15 protein-coding genes are annotated in these 19961 nt (G+C 65.3%); 6 read left to right on the top strand and 9 right to left on the bottom strand.

The features are described 5' to 3' along the window. Positions 1-45: 45 nt before the first annotated feature. Both HD883_RS21705 and HD883_RS21700 read right to left on the bottom strand, forming a co-directional pair. On the bottom strand, positions 46-1443 hold the full coding sequence (locus tag HD883_RS21705) for a sigma-54-dependent transcriptional regulator (protein ID WP_373563465.1): 1398 nt from the start codon (positions 1441-1443) through the stop codon (positions 46-48). Beyond that, on the bottom strand, positions 1443-3344 hold the full coding sequence (locus tag HD883_RS21700) for a sensor histidine kinase (protein ID WP_373563447.1): 1902 nt from the start codon (positions 3342-3344) through the stop codon (positions 1443-1445). Before HD883_RS21700 ends, HD883_RS21705 begins: the two co-directional genes overlap by 1 nt. A 291-nt stretch (positions 3345-3635) precedes the next feature. Between HD883_RS21700 and HD883_RS21695 the strand changes: the two genes are divergently transcribed. Then, a complete protein-coding gene (locus HD883_RS21695) occupies positions 3636-4988 on the top strand; it encodes a dicarboxylate/amino acid:cation symporter (protein ID WP_179589075.1) in 1353 nt (450 codons plus the stop codon). Positions 4989-5067: 79 nt separating this feature from the next. On the opposite strand, the gene HD883_RS21690 is transcribed toward HD883_RS21695, so the two are convergent. After that, on the bottom strand, positions 5068-6003 hold the full coding sequence (locus tag HD883_RS21690) for a Bug family tripartite tricarboxylate transporter substrate binding protein (RefSeq protein ID WP_179589074.1): 936 nt from the start codon (positions 6001-6003) through the stop codon (positions 5068-5070). A 189-nt stretch (positions 6004-6192) separates the two neighbouring features. On the opposite strand from HD883_RS21690, the gene HD883_RS21685 reads away from it, so the two are divergent. Together HD883_RS21685 and HD883_RS21680 are read left to right on the top strand one after the other, a co-directional pair. Further along, a complete protein-coding gene (locus tag HD883_RS21685; RefSeq protein WP_179589073.1) occupies positions 6193-7782 on the top strand; it encodes a class I adenylate-forming enzyme family protein in 1590 nt (529 codons plus the stop codon). 38 nt (positions 7783-7820) lie between these two features. Continuing rightward, entirely contained in the window at positions 7821-8594 is a 774-nt protein-coding gene (locus tag HD883_RS21680; RefSeq protein WP_179589072.1) for a citryl-CoA lyase, read from the top strand. Between the two features lie 234 nt (positions 8595-8828). Here HD883_RS21680 and HD883_RS27790 read toward each other — a convergent pair whose 3' ends face one another. Together HD883_RS27790 and HD883_RS21675 are read right to left on the bottom strand one after the other, a co-directional pair. After that, positions 8829-8957, bottom strand: coding sequence for a hypothetical protein (locus HD883_RS27790; RefSeq protein WP_257022584.1), 129 nt, complete (start codon positions 8955-8957; stop codon positions 8829-8831). Positions 8958-9080: 123 nt separating this feature from the next. After that, a complete protein-coding gene (locus HD883_RS21675) occupies positions 9081-9413 on the bottom strand; it encodes a hypothetical protein (protein ID WP_179589071.1) in 333 nt (110 codons plus the stop codon). Between the two features lie 164 nt (positions 9414-9577). Here HD883_RS21675 and uvrA point away from each other — a divergent pair, with 164 nt between their 5' ends. Next, a complete protein-coding gene (gene uvrA / locus HD883_RS21670; RefSeq protein ID WP_179589070.1) occupies positions 9578-15415 on the top strand; it encodes an excinuclease ABC subunit UvrA in 5838 nt (1945 codons plus the stop codon). 1 nt (position 15416) lies between these two features. Next, positions 15417-16058, top strand: a complete 642-nt coding sequence (locus HD883_RS21665) for an aminotransferase class IV (RefSeq protein WP_179589069.1) — start codon at positions 15417-15419, stop codon at positions 16056-16058. A 21-nt stretch (positions 16059-16079) separates the two neighbouring features. Here the strand turns inward: HD883_RS21665 and HD883_RS21660 are convergent, their stop codons facing one another. Both HD883_RS21660 and HD883_RS21655 read right to left on the bottom strand, forming a co-directional pair. After that, positions 16080-16982, bottom strand: coding sequence for a JmjC domain-containing protein (locus HD883_RS21660; protein WP_179589068.1), 903 nt, complete (start codon positions 16980-16982; stop codon positions 16080-16082). Then, positions 16983-17324 (bottom strand): STAS domain-containing protein, encoded by a 342-nt coding sequence (locus HD883_RS21655; protein WP_179589067.1) that lies wholly within the window; start codon positions 17322-17324, stop codon positions 16983-16985. 87 nt (positions 17325-17411) lie between these two features. Between HD883_RS21655 and HD883_RS21650 the strand changes: the two genes are divergently transcribed. Beyond that, positions 17412-17852: an ATP-binding protein gene (locus HD883_RS21650; RefSeq protein WP_179589066.1), complete on the top strand. Its 441-nt coding sequence runs from the start codon at positions 17412-17414 to the stop codon at positions 17850-17852. Here the strand turns inward: HD883_RS21650 and HD883_RS21645 are convergent. Together HD883_RS21645 and HD883_RS21640 are read right to left on the bottom strand one after the other, a co-directional pair. After that, positions 17807-18847 carry an AraC-like ligand-binding domain-containing protein gene (locus tag HD883_RS21645; RefSeq protein WP_179617615.1) on the bottom strand — a complete coding sequence of 347 codons (1041 nt, stop codon included), beginning with the start codon at positions 18845-18847 and terminating at the stop codon, positions 17807-17809. The two genes, HD883_RS21650 and HD883_RS21645, sit on opposite strands and share 46 nt — an antisense overlap. 11 nt (positions 18848-18858) lie before the next feature. Beyond that, entirely contained in the window at positions 18859-19941 is a 1083-nt protein-coding gene (locus tag HD883_RS21640) for a helix-turn-helix domain-containing protein (RefSeq protein ID WP_179589064.1), read from the bottom strand. Between the last annotated feature and the right edge of the window lie 20 nt (positions 19942-19961).

Raw genomic sequence — 19961 nt, 5'->3', positions numbered from 1 at the left:
TTGTCGTCTGGACGCCAGGACGCCAGGACGTTGCCGACAGGGGGTTCAGTCCCCCGGCAGTTCGAACGCGGCGCGGTCGATGCCGTGCCGCTGCAGCTTGTCGTAGAAGGTCTTGCGCGGAATGCCCAGCGCCTGCAGGGTGGCGCGGACGTCGCCGCGATAGGTGGCCAGGGCGTCACGGATCAAGGTCGCTTCGTAGCGTTCCATCCGCTGTGGCAGCGTCGCGCCGGCGTCACCGGTGTGATCGGGGCGGGTCCGTGAGCCCTCCATCCCCTCTTCGGCCAGACCGAGCGCCACGCGTTCGGCAAAGTGCGCCAGTTCGCGCACGTTGCCGGGCCAGCGGTGCGCGCGCAGGTAGGCGCGGACCCCGTCGGACACGTCGGGCACCGGCATCTTGAAGCGGGCCGCCGCACGCGACAGGAAGTAGGAAAACAGCAGGCCGACGTCGTCGCGCCGCTCGCGCAGCGGGGGCAGCCGCAGCGTGACCACATTGAGCCGGTGGAACAGATCTTCGCGGAAGTCCCCCCGTTGCGCGGGGTCGCTCAGGTCGACCTTGGTGGCGGCCACGACGCGCAGGTCCACGGGGCGCACGTCGTTGGTGCCCAGGGGTGACACTTCGCGCGCTTCCAGCACCCGGAGCAGCTTGACCTGCAACATGACCGGCATGCTTTCGATCTCATCCAGGAACAGCGTGCCCTTGTTGGCGTGTTCGATGCGCCCCACCCGCTTGCGCTGCGCGCCGGTAAAGGCGCCGGGTTCGTGACCGAACAGTTCGCTTTCGATCACGGCTTCGGGCAGCGCGCCGCAGTTCACGGCGACGAAGGCGTGTTCCCGCCGGCGGCTGCTCCATTGGTGGAGCGCCGTGGCCACCACTTCCTTGCCCGTGCCGGTTTCACCTTCGATCAGCACGTCCACATCGGCATCCGCCAAGTGCCGCACGGTGCGCCGCAGCCGCTGCATGACGGCCGTGTCGCCGATCAGCGGCAGGCTGGCGCCGGCATCGTTTGCAAGCTGTTTGAGCTGGCGGTTTTCCAGCACCAGGCGGCGTTTGTCCAGGGCGTTGCGGACCGTGGCCAGCAGGCGGTCGGCCGGATAGGGCTTGGGAATGAAATCGTAGGCGCCCTGCCGCATGGCTTCGACCGCCATGCCGATATCGCCGTGGCCGGTCACCAGGATCACGGGCAGGTCGGGGTCCCGTTCATGCAGCGCGCGGAAGAGTTGCAGGCCGTCAATGCCGGGCATGCGCACGTCAGTGACGACGACGCCGGAAAAGTCGGCGGTCAGCAGGTCGAGCGCGGCGCGGGCATTGGGCAGCGCCGTGACATCCATGCCGGCCAGTTCCAGGGTCTGGCTATTGGCTTCGCGCAGGGCGGGGTCGTCGTCGACGAACACCACCCGTTGGGGGGCAGGACTGTCAGGCATGAGGGACGTGGCGGGTGACATCATGATGGCCTTGCTTGCTGCAGCAGCAGGGTGAAACGGGTGCCGGCGCCGGGCTCGCTGTGCGCCTGCAGTTCGCCGCCGAAGTCGGCCGCGATGTCCCGCGAAATGACCAGACCCAGGCCCAGGCCGTGGGGTTTGGTGGTGGTGAAGGGGGTGAACAAGGCGGCCATGACCTCGGGGGCGATGCCAGGGCCGTTGTCGGTCACGTCGATGCGGACGCGGCTGGCACCCTTGACGACGGCGTCTGCATCGACGCTCACACTCAGCACGATCCGTGCGTCAGGCGTGCCTTCCAGCGCATCCACCGCGTTCTGCAGCAGATTGACCAGCACCTGTTCCAGCCGCATGCGTTCGCCCATGACCCACACCTCTTCGGTCGTGGCCGGCCGGATCAGCGTGACGCCCTGACGATGCAGCGCATTGCCCACCAGCAGCAAGGCGCCGTCGATGGCCGCCGCCACGCGTGTCGGCGCGATGCCCGACCGCCCCTTGCGCGAAAAGGCACGCAATTCGTCGGTGATGGCGCCGATACGCTGCGTCAGGCCGGCGATCGACGCCAGATTGCGCCGCACCGGTTCGGTCTGCGCGCGGTCCAGGAAGGTGGCGGCGTTGTCGGCAAAGCTGCGGATGGCGGCCACGGGCTGGTTGATTTCATGCGCAACCCCGGCCGTGATCTGCCCCAGGAAGGCAAGCTTGTTGGCCTGTTCCAACTCTTCCTGCAACTGCTGCAGGCCCGCTTCGGCGCGGCGGCGGTCGTCCATCTCGCTGACCAGGTGTTTATTGGCGTCACGCAGTTCCGCCGTGCGGGCCGCCACCCGGCGCTCAAGCTCTTCCCTTACCGCCGTCTGCGCCGCGATGGCATTGCGGGCAAGGTGCCGCCGGTGCAGGACTAGCCCCGCGGCAAAGACGGACAGCAGCACGACGAGCACGCCCACGGCCTGCGCCAGGGTGGCGGCCCGCGCAACCGGTTCGCGGGTCGGTCCCAGGAAATGAAAGGTCCACTGTGTGCTGGGAACAGGCACGCTGACTTGCAGATAGCGATCCTCGCGGCCGGTGCCGGGCACCGTGGCCAGCACGTGTTCGGCGCCGCGGCGTTCGGGGTCCGTACGGATCGGCAAGGGCTGCAGCGGCGCATCCCCGAATTGCAGGCTGTCGCGCAGGCGGGCGCGGTCGGCTTCGGGCAAGGTGCCCAGGGTCATGAACTGCCAGTCCGGTACGGCCGACAGCAGCACCACACCGTTTTCATCGGTGACAAACGTCGGTTCGGGAAAGCGGCGCCAGTTGTCTTCCACGCCATTGAACTCGACCTTGACGACCACGACACCCAGCAGCAGCCCATCTTTGTCCACCCGGCGCGTCAGGTACAGGCCGGGCCGCTGGCTGACATTGCCGAGCGCAAAATGCTCGGCCGAGCCGTTGGCGACACCTTCCTGGAAGTACGGGCGAAAGCCATAATCGCTGCCCACGAAGGACGTCGGCTCGCGCCAGTTGCTGGCCGCCAGCGTGATGCCGGCCGGGTCGATCAGGTAGATGACGGCGGCGCCGGTGCCCGACTTGAGCGCGAACAGTTTGGCGTCCAGCGCCTCGAGCCGTGCCGGATCGCGCGATCGCAGGGCATCCTGGACTTCCACATCTTGCGCCAGCACGAAAGGCAGCGACCGCTGCTTTTCCAGTTCACTCATCAGCACCGCGACCTTGAGCGCCGCCGAGTTCCCGGCCCGGCTGCGTACGTCATTGACGGCCTGGTCCTCGCCCACATGCGATGCCAGGAACAGCACGGCCGCCAGGGCCGCCACCGCCGCGGCCGCGAAATAGCGCCACGCGCGCCGCTGCCGGGCCAGCAGTGCAGGCGCGGGGGTGGCAAGTGATGGCTCGGTCACGTCAGGCAGGGAAGAGGTCACGCGATGGGGATCACAGGAAGGCGTGTGCGGATTATCACACACGACGGTTCTTGCGCGAGCGAAAGTCCGCACAACCGTTGCAGGATCGGCCGCAGGGTATGTCAGGAATTCCTTTACATATCAACGATCTAGCGTCGACACCCGCACCTGGCACAGGCATTGCTAAATCAATCCACCGAATGCCGCTGGCCACCGCCGGAAGGCACAGGACAGTGAAAACAATGTGCTTGCAGAGCCGCCCGGCCCGGGATGGTTCGCCAAGCTCCAACACCTGGCAGGGGACATCCCAACATGATCGCACCACAACCCGTGGTGAGCGGCGCGCCCGCTCGCAAGAAAAAACTCTATCAGCACCTGTATTTCCAGGTCATCTTCGCCATCACCCTGGGCATTCTGCTCGGCCATTTCTATCCGCAGCTCGGCGAACAGATGAAGCCGCTGGGCGACGCGTTCATCAAGCTGGTCAAGATGATCATCGCCCCGGTCATTTTCCTGACCGTGTCGACCGGCATCGCGGGCATGCAGGACTTGAAGAAAGTCGGACGCGTGGTTGGCAAGGCCATGATCTATTTCCTGACCTTCTCGACCCTGGCGCTGATCATCGGCATGGTGGTGGCCAACGTGATCCAGCCCGGCCATGGCCTGCACATCAATCCGGCGTCGCTCGACGCGGCCAGCGTGGCCAGCTACTCGGCCAAGGCGCATGAGCAGACCCTGACCGGCTTCCTGATGAACATCATCCCGAACACGGTGGTGGGCGCGTTTGCCGGCGGCGACATCCTGCAGGTGCTGTTCTTCTCGGTGCTGTTCGGTATTTCGCTGGGCGCCATCGGCGAACGCGGCGCGCCGGTCATGAACTTCCTGACGGCTATTTCGGGCGCGTTCTTCAAGCTGGTCTCGATCCTGATGAAGGCGGCCCCGATCGGCGCATTCGGCGCCATGGCCTTCACCATCGGCAAGTACGGCATCGGCTCGATCGCCAACCTGGCGGCCCTGGTCGCGACCTTCTACCTGACCTCCCTGCTGTTCGTGCTGGTGGTGCTGGGTGCAGTGGCCCGCTACAACGGCTTTTCGATTCTGAAGCTGATCAAGTACATCCGCGAAGAACTGCTGCTGGTGCTGGGCACGAGCTCGTCCGAAGCCGCCTTGCCGACGCTGATGGAAAAGATGGAACACGCCGGCTGCTCCAAGCCGGTGGTGGGCCTGGTCGTGCCGACCGGGTATTCGTTCAACCTGGACGGCACCAACATCTACATGACGATGGCCGCGCTGTTCATTGCGCAGGCCATGGACATCCAGCTGCCGATCGCCGACCAGATCCTGCTGCTGGCCGTCGCCATGCTCAGTTCGAAGGGTGCTGCCGGTATCACCGGTGCGGGCTTCATCACGCTGGCCGCCACGCTGTCGGTGGTCCCGTCGGTGCCGGTGGCCGGCATGGCGCTGATCCTGGGCGTGGACCGTTTCATGTCCGAGTGCCGCGCGCTGACCAACCTGGTCGGCAACGCGGTGGCGGCGGTTGTCGTGGCGCGCTGGGAAGGCGAGCTGGACAAGGAACAGCTGGCGCTGACCTTGAGTGGCGAAAGCGTGTTCGTGCCCGACCATGCCACGGCAGGACGCGACCCGGTGCCGGTGGGCAGCCACTGATCGAATGGAGATGCCGCGCAGCCTGCGCTGCGCGCAAACCCACAAAAAAGGCATGCTTTACGGCATGCCTTTTTTACGTTCAAGGCGCCGCTGTTTTGGCGGCGGGGTCAGGTTTCAGCAGCTTGCCCCACCGCACCATCTCTTCGCGGATGAAGCCGTCGAACTCTTGCGGCGACGATACCCGCACTTCGCCATCGATGACTTCCAGCCGCCTGGCCACTTCCGGATCGGCAAGGCTGACCTTCAACGCTTGATTGACTTTCGCAACTATTTCTTTCGGTGTGCCGGCGGGCGCCAAAATTCCCCACCAGACGATGGCTTCGAAATCTTTGACGCCTTGCTCTGCAATCGTCTTGATATCGGGCGCGGATTGCAGCCGCTTCAAGCCGGAGGTGGCCAACAGTTTGACTCGTTTGCCATCCAGTTGCGGCTTGATCTGGGACAGCCCGGTGAACGAAAGATCGACATTGCCCGAGGCCACATCGAGCAGGGCCGGACCGGCGCCGCGGTAGGCCACACTGAGCAGGTCCGCGCCCGTGGCGGACTTGAAGAGCTCGGCTGCCATCGACGACGCGGATCCTTCGCCCGAGGTTGCGATGCTCAGTTTTCCCGGGTTGTTCTTTGCATAGGCGAGCAATTGCGGGATGTCGTTGGCGTCGAGATTGGCGCGCGCGGCCAGCCCCATGGCGTAGGTGATGACCAGTCCGACTGGCGCAAAATCGTCAGGCGTTCGGTAGGGCAACTTGCTCATCAAGGTGGGGTTGGTCGCGAAGCTCGGACTGACGATGAGGAGCGTGTAGCCGTCCGGCGCCGCCTTGGCCACGACATCCGTGCCGGTGACGGTGTTGCCGCCGCCGCGGTTGTCGACGATGACCGGTTGCTTGAGGGTCTCGGACAGTTTGTCTGCCCAGGCGCGGACGATGAAGTCGCCACCGCCGCCGGCAGCGAATGGCACCACGATGCGAATCGGCCGTTCAGGATAGGTGTCGGCAGGGGCGGCCCAAGTCGTTGACATTGTCAACATACCTAGATAGAAAGCGAGACGGCTCGGCGTTTTCATGGGTCTCCTTGGTGTGCTTGATTTGCACTTCTGCCAGCGTCCACGAGATTCGGCGGCCGGCTATTCTCTCATTGCGTGAATGCGATTGTGCGCGCTAGTATTTGACAAACACAACTACTTCTTGCGGCCTCTGAAAAGACAACAATGAAGAATCCGCTCGACGTCTTGAACAGCTACACCGTGCACGATGGCACGTTGCACGGTGCGTTCCAGAGCCGGCTGGCATTCAAGCAAGACGATGCGTTTGTGCGTCAGGACGATCGCACGTTTACGTGGACCGAGTTTGGGGTGCGCTACGAACACTGTGCCGCGGCCCTTGCGGCCCGGGGCGTGACAGCCGGCTCGCGCGTGGCGATTGTGGGTCGCAACGACATTGCCCATATCGTTACCCTGTTCGCCTTGGCACGACTCGGCGCGATCATGGTGCCGCTCAATCCGGAATTCGGTCTGCGCGAAATGCGGTATGTGCTGCAGCATGCCGATGTGGAAGGCATACTCGCCGACACCGCAACGCTCGACCGTGTGGAAGCGGTTCGCGCCGAACTTTCGACCCCTCCGTGGTTATTGACACTGGATGGCCCGCCGGGTCCGAACCACTACGACTCCGTCATCGATGCCGCCGCGCCGATGACACTGCCTGCCAACGCGCCCGCGTCCAGCACCTGCGTCATCATCTATACGTCGGGCACGACCGGGTTCCCAAAAGGCGTCATGCATAGCCAGCAGAACCTCGTGCTGGCGGGCGAGGCCAATGTGGCGCGGGTCCACCTGCAACCCGATGACCGCGTCATGATCATCTTGCCGTTTTTCCACATGAATGCGCTGTTCTATTCGATAGGCGGCGTGCTGGCGGCAGGCGCGAGCATGCTAGTCGTGCCAAAGTTTTCAGCCTCCACCTTCTGGCGCACTGCTGCGGACAACGGCATCACGGTGGTCAACATCATCGAGGCGATCGGCACCATCCTGTGCGCGCGCGATCGCACCGAGTATCGACCTGATCACAGGCTGCGGGTCGTCTATGGCGTGCGCAAAAAATCCGCGCGGATCTTTCGCAATGAATTCGGCGTGCACCATCTTTTTTCCGGCTTCGGCATGACCGAAATCCCGGGCGTGACCTGCAATCCGTACCACGGCCCCGACAAAGAAGGCAGCATGGGGGTAGTAGGTATCCATCCGGATCCGAACCGCCCCTGGGCCCGATGCCGTGTCGTCGACGACGAAGGACATGAAGTCGGCCCCGATGTCGTCGGCGAGCTGCTGGTGCAGACGCCCATCATGATGCAGGGCTACTTTCGCGATCCGGAGCAGACCGCAGCCACGATGCGCGATGGCTGGCTTGCCACCGGCGATCTGGTCAGGCGCGATGCCGACGGCTTCTTCTTCCACATCTCCCGCAAGAAAGACATCATCCGCCGCCGCGGCGAGAACATTGCCGCGGCTGAACTCGAGATGGTGATCGGCGAACATCCCGCCGTCTTTGAAAGCGCCGCCCTTGCCGTGCCTTCCGACCTTGGTGAAGACGACATCCTGGTGGCAGTCGTGGCAAGGCCGGCGACGCCGCTGCGGGCGCAAGACATCGTGGACTGGTGCCGGGAACGGCTGGCGGCAATCAAGGTGCCGCGATATGTGGTCCTGCTGGATGAACTCCCCCACACCCCCACCCACAAGATCGCCAAGGCCGTGCTGCGCGCCGACCCGGCGGTCCTGGCTCGTGCGACCGACTTCCAGCGCTGAAGCGCCGACCCAAAGCCCTTTTACGAAGCAGATCTCTCATGGCAAAACGCAAGGCAATCAGAACCGACATCAGCTGGAGCACCGAAGACACGATCACGGTCAAGGGACTCAATCTGTGCACAGACATCATGGGCAAGGTCTCCCTTGGTGACATGGCCTTTCTGGAAATGACGGACCGGCTGCCGAACGAGCGCGAGTCGCGCCTGTTCAATGCCCTCGCCGTGATCCTGGTCGAACATGGCCTGACCCCGAGCGCGCTGGTCACACGGCTCACACTCGCCGGTGCGCCCGAAGCCATGCAGGCGGCGGTGGGCGCGGGCTTGGCGGGTCTGGGCAGTGTCTTCGTGGGCAGCATGGAAGACGCGGCGCACATGTTGCAAGCCAAGTTGCCCGATCCGGCAGCGCCGCACGACACCGCGGCGCTGGCCCGCCAGATCGTCGACGAACACCGCGCTGCCGGCAAGTCGGTACCGGGCATCGGCCATCACATCCACAAGCCGGTGGATCCACGGGCCCCTCGCCTGTTCGAGATCGCCCAGGAAGAGGGGTTCTCCGGACCCTATGTTGCGCTGATGATCGCCGTCGCCGACGAAGCGTCGCGGCGCCTGGGCAAGAGCCTGCCGGTCAACGCGACCGGCGCCATCGGTGCGGTGGCGAGCGAACTCGCCATACCCTGGAACATTGTTCGCGGCATCGGCGTGATGGCGCGTGCTATCGGCCTGGTCGCGCATGTGCTCGAAGAAATACGCGATCCGATGGCACGCGAGATCAAGGCCATGGTCGAGGAACAGGCCACTGCCCACTTTCGTTGAGCATGCTCAACCGCGATGTGACCGCGTTGACAGGGTGGGTGCGGGCAGGACGGCGTTGACGGTGACGCCCGTGTCGGCCGAAGAAGAATTAGCTCAGCAGCAGCCGCAAGGCGTCGATCCTGTCCACGTTGTGCCCCGTTCGGTGTCTTTGTCAGGCATTTCCGGACGAAAAAAAACCGTGGTGCGAACACCACGGTTTTCCTTCTGTCGCGACAGGGTCAGGCCGTCGGGCAGTTACGCCTTCTTGACCTTCTCGAGCATCTTGAAGATGCCCTTGGGCGAACCGACAAACAGACGCTTGAAGGTTTTGCCGAGGCAACGGCGCTCGAGGGTGTTGCGACGTGTGCGCTTCTTTTCCGCCATGTCGTTCTCCAGAAAATAGATCGTTAAAACAGGCTGCCAGATAACAGACTGCCAAAAAGCAGGCCGCTAATCGATAGAACCGCAGGCTGCTGAATCAGACTAACCCGCGATTCTAACGGTTTTTTAGTGCAGCGGGGGAATGAAGGTGGGTTCGGCGACCGGCGCGAAGTCGGCAGTGAGGTCCGACAACAACTCGGCGGTCTGCACTTCGGCCTTGCCCAGGACGCGCGCCAGGGCGCGGTCGGTCTGGTGGCTGACGACGTGCCAGGTGTGGGCCGCGGCGGGCACCACGTTGACGGCCACGACGGTGGCGCCGATGCTGCCCGCAATGACCACGACCGCGGCCAGGCGCAGGCTGCGCAGCGGCGGCGGAGCGTCACCCAGCACGCGAGGCGGCACGTAGATGCCGGCTTCAACGCCGAGTGTTTCCGAGGGGGTCAGGGGACGGGCTTTCATGAGTTCATCTTACGCCTCGCTCGACCAAAAGACTGAGTCCACAGGTGTTACCAAAGCTTGTCAGGCGTTGCCGAATGCTCTGTGGTGTTGCATTTTTCGCGCGGCCTTGTAACGGGCTACGATGGAAGGATTGCCGACGAGCCAACCGGCCCCATCTTGCATCCATGACGTCCGCCTCTACTCCCCCAGCAGTTACCGATACCGCCCTCGACACCGACACCGGCACATCCGATATCCAGGTCGTTGGCGCCCGCCAGAACAACCTCAAGAACCTGACCCTGACCATTCCCACCAACGAACTCGTGGTGGTGACCGGCGTTTCCGGGTCAGGGAAAAGTTCACTCGTGTTCGACACGCTGTATGCCGAAGGGCAGCGGCGGTATGTCGAGACGTTTTCGCCCTACGCGCGCCAGTTCCTGGACCGCATGGACAAGCCGCAGGTGGACCGCATCGACGGGATTCCCCCGGCGATCGCCATCGACCAGACCAATCCGGTGCGCAGTTCGCGCAGCACGGTCGGCACCATGACCGAGTTGAACGATCACCTGAAGCTGCTGTTCGCGCGCGCGGCCACGCTGTACGACCGGCAGACCGCGCAGCCGGTGCGCAAGGACACGCCCGATTCGATCTACGACATGCTGGTGGACCGGGCCGCCCAGGCCGGGGATCCGCGCCTGGCCATTACCTTTCCGGTGCAGGTGCCGGCCAACTATGGCGAGGACCAGATCCGCGCCTTCCTGGAACGCCAGGGCTACACGCGAGTGCATGCCCGCCGCGCGGTGGGCAGCGGCAAGGACGCCGCGCAGATACTGGACGTGGTGCAGGACCGCCTGCGTATGGGCAGCGCCGAACGCGCGCGGGTGATGGAGGCACTGGATGCCGCCTTGCGCCTGGGCGCGGGCCGCGTGGACGTGCGCGTGCTGGGCGATGACGGCACCGATACGGCCGTGTGGAAGTTCAGCGACGAACTGCACTGCGCCGACAGCGACATTTCGTATTCGGCGCCGACGCCCAGCGCGTTTTCGTTCAATTCGCCGCTGGGCGCCTGCGAGGCGTGCCGGGGCTTTGGCCGGGTGATCGGGGTCGATTACGGCCTGGTCGTGCCCGACGGCAACAAGACCTTGCGCGGTCGCGCGGTCAAGCCGTGGCAGACCGCCAGCAACAAGGAATGCCAGGACGACCTGGTCAAGTACGCGGGCCGCGCGGGCATCCCCCTGGACGTGCCGTGGGCGCGCCTGACGGATGCGCAGCGCGAATGGGTGCTGAACGGCACGCCGGACTGGAAGGGCGCGAGCAACGCGTGGAAGAACCAGTGGTACGGGGTGAAGCGCTTCTTTGACTGGCTCGAGACCAAAGCCTACAAGATGCACATCCGGGTGCTGCTGTCGAAGTACCGCGCCTACACGCCCTGCGACGTGTGCCGCGGGTCGCGCCTGAAGCCTGATGCGCTGCTGTGGCGCGTGGGCAGCAAGGCCGACGCCGATGCCGTGCTGCCGCAGACCGATGACAAGTACACGCGCTTTCGCCCGGTGCATGCGGCATGGAGCGCAGCGACACTGGCGTCCCTGCCCGGCCTGAGCATCCATGACCTGATGATGTTGCCGATCGACCGTGTGCGCCGCTTTTGTGACGGCCTGCAGTTCGACGGCGTACTGGATGCCGCAACCGACCTGCTGCTGGAAGAAGTCCGCGCCCGCCTGAAGTTCCTGTGCGACGTGGGCCTGGGTTACCTGACGCTGGACCGCCAGAGCCGCACCTTGTCGGGTGGCGAAGTGCAGCGGATCAACCTGACGACGGCGCTGGGCACGTCGCTGGTGAACACGCTGTTCGTTCTGGATGAGCCGTCCATCGGCCTGCATCCGCGCGACATGAACCGCATCGTCGAAGTCATGCATCGCCTGCGCGACGCGGGCAATTCGCTGGTGGTGGTCGAACACGATCCGCAGGTCATGCTGGCCGCCGATCGGGTGATCGATATCGGACCGGGTCCGGGTGAACGCGGCGGCAATATCGTGTTCAACGGATCGCCGTCGCAATTGCGCACGGCCAAGACCCTGACGGGCGACTATCTGTCGGGCCGCCGGCATGTGGCGGCGCCGCGGCCGATGCCGGTCACGGCCAGCACGCCGCGCCTGATCGTTGAAGGCGCGCGCGAGCACAACCTGAAGAACGTGACGGTCGAATTCCCGCTGGGCCGTCTGGTGACGGTGACCGGCGTGTCCGGATCGGGCAAGTCGACATTGGTGCAGGACGTGCTGTACCCGGGCCTGCTCAAGCTGAAGGGCAAGCCGACCGAAACGCCGGGCGCGCACGATCGCATCCTGGGCGATGACTGGCTGGTGGACGTGGTCATGGTGGACCAGTCGCAGATCGGCAAGACGGCGCGGTCCAACCCGGCCAGCTACGTGGGCGCCTTCGATGGCATCCGCAAGATCTTTGCGCAGGCGCGGCTGTCGAAGGAACGCAATTACACGGCGGGCATGTTCAGCTTCAACGCGGGCGACGGGCGCTGCCCGACCTGCGGCGGAACGGGCTTTGAACACGTGGAAATGCAGTTCCTGTCGGACGTGTACATTCGCTGCCCGGATTGTGACGGCACCCGTTTCCGCGCCGAAGTGCGCGAAGTGACGGTGGAACGCCATGGCCGCGCCGCGTCGATTTCCGACGTGCTGGACATGACCGTGACCGAAGCCCTGCAGTTCTTTGCAGGCGAAAAGGATGTGCAGTATGGCCTTGCGCCCCTGGCCGACGTGGGCCTGGAATATTTGCGCCTGGGGCAACCCGTGCCGACCCTGTCGGGCGGTGAAGCGCAGCGGCTGAAGCTGGCCGGCCACCTGGCCGAAGCGGCCCGGTCGGGCATTTCGACCATGGGCGCCAAGCTGTCGAAAAAGGGCAGCCTGTTCCTGTTCGACGAGCCGACCACCGGTCTGCACTTTGACGACATCGCGCGGCTGATGGGCGCGTTCCGCAAGCTGCTGGCCGCGGGCCACACGCTGATCGTGATCGAGCACAACCTGGACGTGATCCGCGCATCGGACTGGCTGATCGACCTGGGTCCGGAAGGCGGCGATGCCGGCGGCGAGATCGTGGCCGTGGGCACGCCCGAGCAGCTCATGAACACCCCCGCGTCGCACACGGGGCTGGCGCTGCGCGAGTACGAACACGAGATCGGCGCGCTGGACGCCAACCGGCCCGAAATGTCGCCCGACCTGACGCTGGCCGAGCGCATGGCGCCGTACGCCACCAACCGCACCGAGATCGAGGCTGCCAACGAATTGGCGGAAGACATTGCCGACGACCTGGGCGTGCCGTTGCAGAATGTGCTGGCCAAGCGCCGGTCCACGTCGATCGAAATCAAGAATGCGCGCGAGCACAACTTGAAAGGCATCGACGTCGACATCCCGCACAACGTGTTCACGGTGATCACGGGGGTGTCGGGTTCGGGCAAGTCGACCCTGGCCTTCGACATTCTGTTCAACGAAGGGCAGCGCCGCTATCTGGAGTCCTTGAACGCCTATGCCCGGTCGATCGTGCAGCCGGCGGGCAAGCCGGATGTGGACGCCATTTTCGGCATTCCGCCCACGGTGGCGATCGAGCAGCGCACCAGCCGCGGCGGCCGCAAGTCGACCGTCGCGACCATGACCGAGACGCATCACTTCATGCGGCTGCTCTACATGAAGCTGGGCACGCAGTACTGCCCGAATTGCGACGTGCCGGTCGAACCGCAGACCTTCGATCTGATCGTGGATCGCATCATGCGCGAGCTGAAAGGCCAGCACATTGGCGTGATGGCGCCGCTGGTGACGGCGCGCAAGGGCTTCTATACCGACATGGCGAAGTGGGCGGCCAACAAGGGCCACTCGCACCTGCGGGTCGATGGCGCTTTCCTGCCGACCGCGCGCTGGCCGCGCCTGGACCGCTTCAAGGAACACAACATTGAACTGCCGGTGGCGGACTTCCTGGTCGATCCGGCCAACGAAGCGCAACTGCGCAAGGCCATCGACATTGCGCTGGAACATGGCAATGGCGTGATGAGCGTGGTGTGGCCGCTGGAACGGCTGCGCGAAGCCATGGCGGCCGATAGCACCGCAGCGGCGCCGTCGCTGGAACAACGCGTGTTCTCGGTCAAGCGGGCATGCCCATGTTGCGGCCTGAGCTTTCCCGAGCCCGATCCGCGCATGTTCTCGTACAACTCCAAGCATGGCTGGTGCCCGTCGTGCTTCGGCACGGGGGTGAAGCTGGAAGGCTTCGACCAGGAACAGACAGGCGAAGAAGCCGCCTGGAACGCCGCATTCGAAGGCGAGGCGGTGGCCTGCCCGACGTGCGAAGGCCAGCGCCTGAATCGCAATGCGCTGGCCGTGCGCTGGCGCGACAAGTCGATCGCGCAGATGGCGTCGCTGGCGGTGCGGGACGCGGGCAGCTTCTTCCAGAAACTGGAAACGCATGGCCGCGAAGCCGAGATTGCCCGCGACATTCTGACCGAACTGCGCAGCCGGCTCGACTTCCTGGAGGAAGTCGGGCTGGGCTACCTGGCGCTGGATCGGGCTGCCCCGACGCTATCGGGAGGTGAAGCGCAGCGCATCCGGCTGGCCGCGCAACTGGGGTCCAACCTGCAGGGCGTCTGCTACGTGCTGGACGAGCCGACCATCGGCCTGCACCCGCGCGACAACCGCATTCTGCTGAATGCGCTGTCGCGCCTGGAAGGCAAGGGCAACACGCTGGTGGTGGTGGAGCACGACGAAGACACCATCCGCCGCGCCGCGCACGTGATCGATATCGGTCCGGGCGCGGGCGTGCGAGGCGGCCGCGTGGTGGCGCAGGGCACGGTCCAGGACATCATGGACAATCCCGATTCGCTGACCGGCAAGTACCTGCGGCATCCCTTGAAGCACCCGCTGCAGCCCCGGCGGCCGGTGGAAGCCGATACGCCATCGATCCAGGTCAAGGGTGCGCGCCTGCACAACTTGGCCAATGTCGATGCCCGCTTCCCGATCGGCCGGCTGACGGTAGTGACGGGGGTGTCGGGGTCGGGCAAGTCGACCCTGGCGCGCGAAGTGCTGCTCGACAACCTGCATCGTGAAGTCGCCAACGCGGCCTTGCGCGAAGAAAAGCGGACGCGGATGGCGTGGAAGGGCTGCGCCGGCATGACCGGCTGGGAAACCATTGACCGGGTGCTGGAAGTGGACCAGACGCCGATCGGCAAGACGCCGCGGTCCTGCCCCGCCACGTACGTGGGCTTCTGGGACACGGTGCGCAAGCAGTTTGCCGACACGCTGGAATCCCGCATGCGCGGGTGGACGGCGGGCCGCTTCAGCTTCAATACGGCCGGTGGCCGTTGCGAGGTGTGCGAAGGCCAGGGCATGCGCACGATCGAGATGAACTTCCTGCCTGACGTGAAGGTGCCGTGCGATGCCTGCAACGGCGGGCGCTTCAACCGCGAGACCCTGGCCGTGCACATGCGTGGCAAGAGCGTGGGCGAAGTGCTGGGCATGGAAGTGGATGACGCGGTGGAATACTTCGGCGCGCATCCGTCCATTCTGAATCCGTTGCTGCTGTTGCAGAGCGTGGGCCTGGGCTACCTGACACTGGGCCAGCCTTCTCCGACCCTGTCGGGCGGCGAAGCGCAGCGGATCAAGCTGGTGACCGAGCTGGCCAAGGCGCGCCTGGAAGACGGCACGATGCGCACCGGCCGCGGCTATCGCCAGCCACATACGCTGTATGTGTTGGATGAGCCGACGGTGGGCCTGTCGATGGCCGACGTGGAGAAACTGATCCGCGTGCTGCATCGCCTGGTCGAAGCCGGCAACACGGTGGTGGTGATCGAGCACAACCTGGACGTGATTGCCGAAGCCGACTGGCTGCTGGACATGGGCCCGGAAGGGGGCAACGAAGGCGGGCAACTGGTGATCGAAGGCACGCCGGAAGCGGTGATGGACTATCGCGACAAGTCGCATACCGGGCGCGTGCTGCATGAATTCATGCAGCAACAACAGGAGTCGTGACATGCGGCCGCACCTGATCGAAACGTTACGGGTCGAGGCCGACGGCCGCATGCCCTTGCTGCCCTGGCACATTGAACGGCTGGGCGCGTCGTCGACCGCATTGGGCTACCGGTGGTCGATCGATGCGCCGCAACGGGCGATTGCCCGGGCGGCCGCGCCGCTGGCCGAAGGCGTGTCGCACCGCCTGCGCCTGCGGGTGAGCGATGACGGTGTCATCGACATCGAAACGCAGGTGCTGCCCGCCCTGCCCGCCACCCCGCGCGTGATGGTGGCGCGGCAGCGGCTGGCGTCCGACGAACCGCTGCTGCGGCACAAGACGACGCATCGGCCGTGGTACGCCGGGGCGGCGGCATGGATCGCGACGCATCCGGATCATTTCGACCTGTTGTATTTCAATGAACGGGACGAGCTGTGCGAAGGCAGCCGTTGCAATGTCTATCTGCGGATCGACGGCCAGTGGGTCACGCCGCCGATCGACTCAGGCGTGCTGCCCGGCGCGCAACGAGCAGCCCTGCTGGATGACGAAGCCGCGGTGGAAGGCGTGCTGACGCGCGACGACCTGATGCGTGCCGAGGGCATACGGCTGTCGAATGCGTTGCGGGGATGGTTCGATGTGACGCTGCTGCCGGGCGAGATGGCCTGACGGCGGAGACGCCGTGGCCGGTCAGTTCGCGGCCGGGCGCAACGATTCGTCCAGCAAGGCTTGCCAGGTGGCGTTCACGTCGGCCGCCGACCACCCGCCCGCCACCGTGCGCTGGGCGCTGGCCGCCATGTCGGCTGGCGACACAGGCTGCGGCGCTGGACGCACGCTGGCCGGGTCGGCATGGGCGCGCGCCATCAGGCCACGCAGGATATCAAGCGGCGCGCGCCGTTTGACGGTCACCGCCAGCACGATCGATTCGCCAACCGAAAACCCTTCGTGCCAGCACCCTGCGGGCAGGTAGAAGGTGTCGCCCGGATTCAGTATCTGTTCGACAAACGCGTCGTCGGGCGGGCGCACCAGATCGCCCCACGGCAAGGGCAGGCTGTCGACGTCGACCGGCATGGTCACGTCGAGCGGCGCGCCGCCCGGGATCGGATCAGGCACATACCGCCACTTGTAGTGGCCGGCCAACTGGAAGATACAGAGCGGGGTGCTGTGGATGCCCAAGGGATGCAAGGACCCGTTCGGGCACATGGCGCCATCAAGCTGCAGCGGCTGCACCGACGGCTGCACGCTGCGATAGGCATCCAGAAAGGACTTGAGCCGCCCTTCTTCCGGCAGCTTTTCGGCCAGCACCGTCATGCCGGCGCCCAGCATGCGCTGGATCTGCCCCGGTGAGATCGCCACATTCACCATCCACCCATCGACGTCGACAAACGACGCATGCAGCCGGCCCGCGTCGGCCGCCAGCGCACCGAAGGTGTCGCCATCGAACAGACCATCGAAACGTGCCGGTTCGCCCGTCAGGATCACCGCGCGGCGATCCAGGTACTGGTCAAGGAAATGCGGCGCCTTCACGTCGTGCAGCAACGTGGCAAGAAGGGCGTCGGATGACCAGTCGAGGGTCGACACGGGAATCGGCATTCAGGTGCCAGCGAATTGGCCAAGGGCCGATGGGCGGTCCGGCACGACATTCAGGATCGCCAGGAAACCACTGACGTCGAACACTTCGCGCACATGCGGCTGCATGCCGGCCAGCACGAGTTTGCCGCCCGCCTGTTTCAGCCGTTTGGCAGCCACCAGCACCACCCGCAATCCGGCGCTCGAGATGTAATCGAGCGCGGTCAGATCGAGCACGACCTTGCGTGCGCCGCCAGTGACCTGGGCAAGAATGTCGCTTTCCGCCGCGGCGGCATTGCCGCTGTTCAACTGTCCCTGGAGATCGAAGACGTGGACGTCGTCGACGCGCTGATGTGCGATCGTCATGGCTGCCTTAAAGGTGGGATCTTCATAAGTATTCGTACTTGTTGATCATACAATGCGCCTAGTCTGGACTCATCAATGATTGACGACATGCGCGACTCTTTGGAAGTACCCGCCGACCTCGCGCAGATCGCTCACGCGCTGGCCTGGCTCGAACAGATTGGCGAACGGGATGCATGGCCGGCGCGCCTGCGCTTCGGCATGGAATTGAGTCTGGATGAAGCGCTGACCAACATCGTGTCGTATGCCTATCCCGAGGCGCTGCAGGCGGGGCCCTCCATTGGCCACATCACGCTGCATCTGGCGCGCGTCGATGACCAGGTGGCCTTGACGATTGAAGACGACGGCGTGGCCTACGATCCCACGCAGCTGCCGCCGCCCGCAGCCGTCGATTCGATTGACGATGCCGAGATTGGCGGACACGGCATGCAGCTCATGCGGCACTACATGGATGCGATCCGGTACGCCCGGGTCGACGGGCGCAATCAACTGACGCTTGTCGCGGACTGCGGGGCGGCGCGCGGCGCATAGTGTTCGGGCAGGGTCGCCCACGCCTGCGCAGCTTGCCGCACGTCGCGCGGTGACGCATCGAACAGGCGCCGGAACGCACGGCTGAAGACGGCCTCGTTGTTGAAGCACCAGTGTTCGGCAATGTCCGAAATGCGCCGATGCGCATGCGCGGGCGACACGATGTCGCGAAAGCAGGCGCGCAGCCGCTGGTCGCGCAGGTAATGCGCAAAGCCGCCAAACGGCGCGAACAAGCGGAACAGCGTGGACCGCGACAGGCCGAACCGGTCGCACACCTGTTCGGCGCACAGATCGGCGCGGGTCAGATTGGCATCGACATACCGGCGGATGCGGGTGAACGACGCGGCACGGACCGGCGATTCATGCGCGCTCTGCGTCTGCCCCAGACACCCCGCGATCAACGACGCCGATCCGGGCAGCACGCGCTGGGCATCTTCCTGCGTCATGCGCGGCACATTGCGCCACAAGGACTGCAGGTGCTCGCACAGCAGGCGGCCGGCGGTCGTGCTGCCGCTCAATACCGTGCCATGGGCGCGGTCGGGCTGGCTCAGCAGCGGTTCCAGCATTGCACGCGGCAGCATCAGCGACAGATGGCGGAAGGGTTTGCACGTGGCGTTCCACGTGCGCGACAGATCGAAGATGCCCACGTCACCCGGCGACACCTGAAAGCGGCGGCCTTCGGTCACGCCGTGATAGCCGCCTTCCAGACAGGTGTGCGCCATGATGTGATCGACCTGGCTGCGCGCGATCGTGGTGCTGGTGCGCTGGCAGTGCTGCGCGGCGGCGACGGCATAGGTGATCATGGCCGGGCCCAGATGCACGGCCGTCAGTTGCGCATGGAAGCGGATCAGTTCGGCCGCCGACGGACGGGACACGTCATAAACCGGCGCCAGCATGTCCCGCCACCGGTCGAAGGTTTCGGCCGGCGAATCGAAATTGGCGCTGTCGAAGCGCAGCGTCGGGGTGCACAGGGCACCCGCGGCCGGCAGGTCCTGCATGGCGCCCATCGTCAGCTGTCCCCCAGGCTCATGAGCCAGCTTTCGATCAGGCTGTCGGTGTTCCATCGCGACGCGCCGCCCAGGTGGCTGGGCGCATGCCCCGGGCGCCCACCCGATCGGGCCGCGGCATGCCGCAATTCGCGCGGCGACACATCGAACTGCCGGCGGAACGCCCGGCTGAAGGTCGCCTCGTTGCCAAAGCCCCAGCGCTGCGCGATGTCGGCAATCCGCTGGCCGCTTGCATGCGGCGAGGTCAGTTCGGTAAAGCAGCGCCGAAGGCGACGTTCCTGGATATACCGCATGAAACCGCCATAGGGTTCGAACAGGCGATACAGCGTGGGGCGGGACACGCCAAAGCGGCCGCACACCCGTTCGGCATTCAGGCTGGGCGCGCCCAGGTTGCCTTCAATGAAGCCTTTGATGCCGACCAGCGTGGCGGCGCGAATGTCGTCGGCCGCCATTTCCCGCGCGTCGGCCGTCGGCCCGATACAGGCGCCCATCAAGGCCACCGTTCCCTGCATCAGGGCGTCGGCTTCATCGGCCCGCAGGTCAGGGGCCTGGGTGTACAGCGTCGTCAGATGGTCGCGCAGCAAGGCGCCCGCGCCGCTGTTGGCCCGCAGGACGGTGCCGTGCACCGCGTCGGGGGACGCCAGCAGCGGCGCCAGCATCCGGCGCGGGATGACCAGACTGATGTTTTCAAAGGTTTGCGCGCGTGTCTGCAACGGCAAGGCCATGTCCAGCACGCTGACATCGCCCGGGCCGACTGCAACGCTGCGGCCGTTGGCATCGCCGTGGAAGCCGCCCTGCCGGTACAGCTGCACCAGGTAGTGGTTGATGCCGTTGCGGGCGATGGTGCCGGGCGAACGGCGAAAGTGCTGCGCCGACGCCGCCACCGACGCGAACAGGATCGGACCCGGATGATACGAACGCACTTCGGCCGCAAACGTGTCGACGGCGTCGGGCGACGGCAAGGCCACGTCGAACAAGGGCGACACCGCATCCCGCCATGCCCAGAAGGCGTCGTCACCCGACCCCACGGCGGCCGTGTGGAAATGGTTGCTGGGTATCGTGTCGGGAGGGCGCAGCTCTGCCACGGGGTGCTTGCTCAGGCTTA

This window comes from Pigmentiphaga litoralis, assembly GCF_013408655.1.
GTDB lineage: Bacteria > Pseudomonadota > Gammaproteobacteria > Burkholderiales > Burkholderiaceae_B > Pigmentiphaga > Pigmentiphaga litoralis_A.
This window is presented reverse-complemented; position numbering and strand designations above follow the sequence as displayed.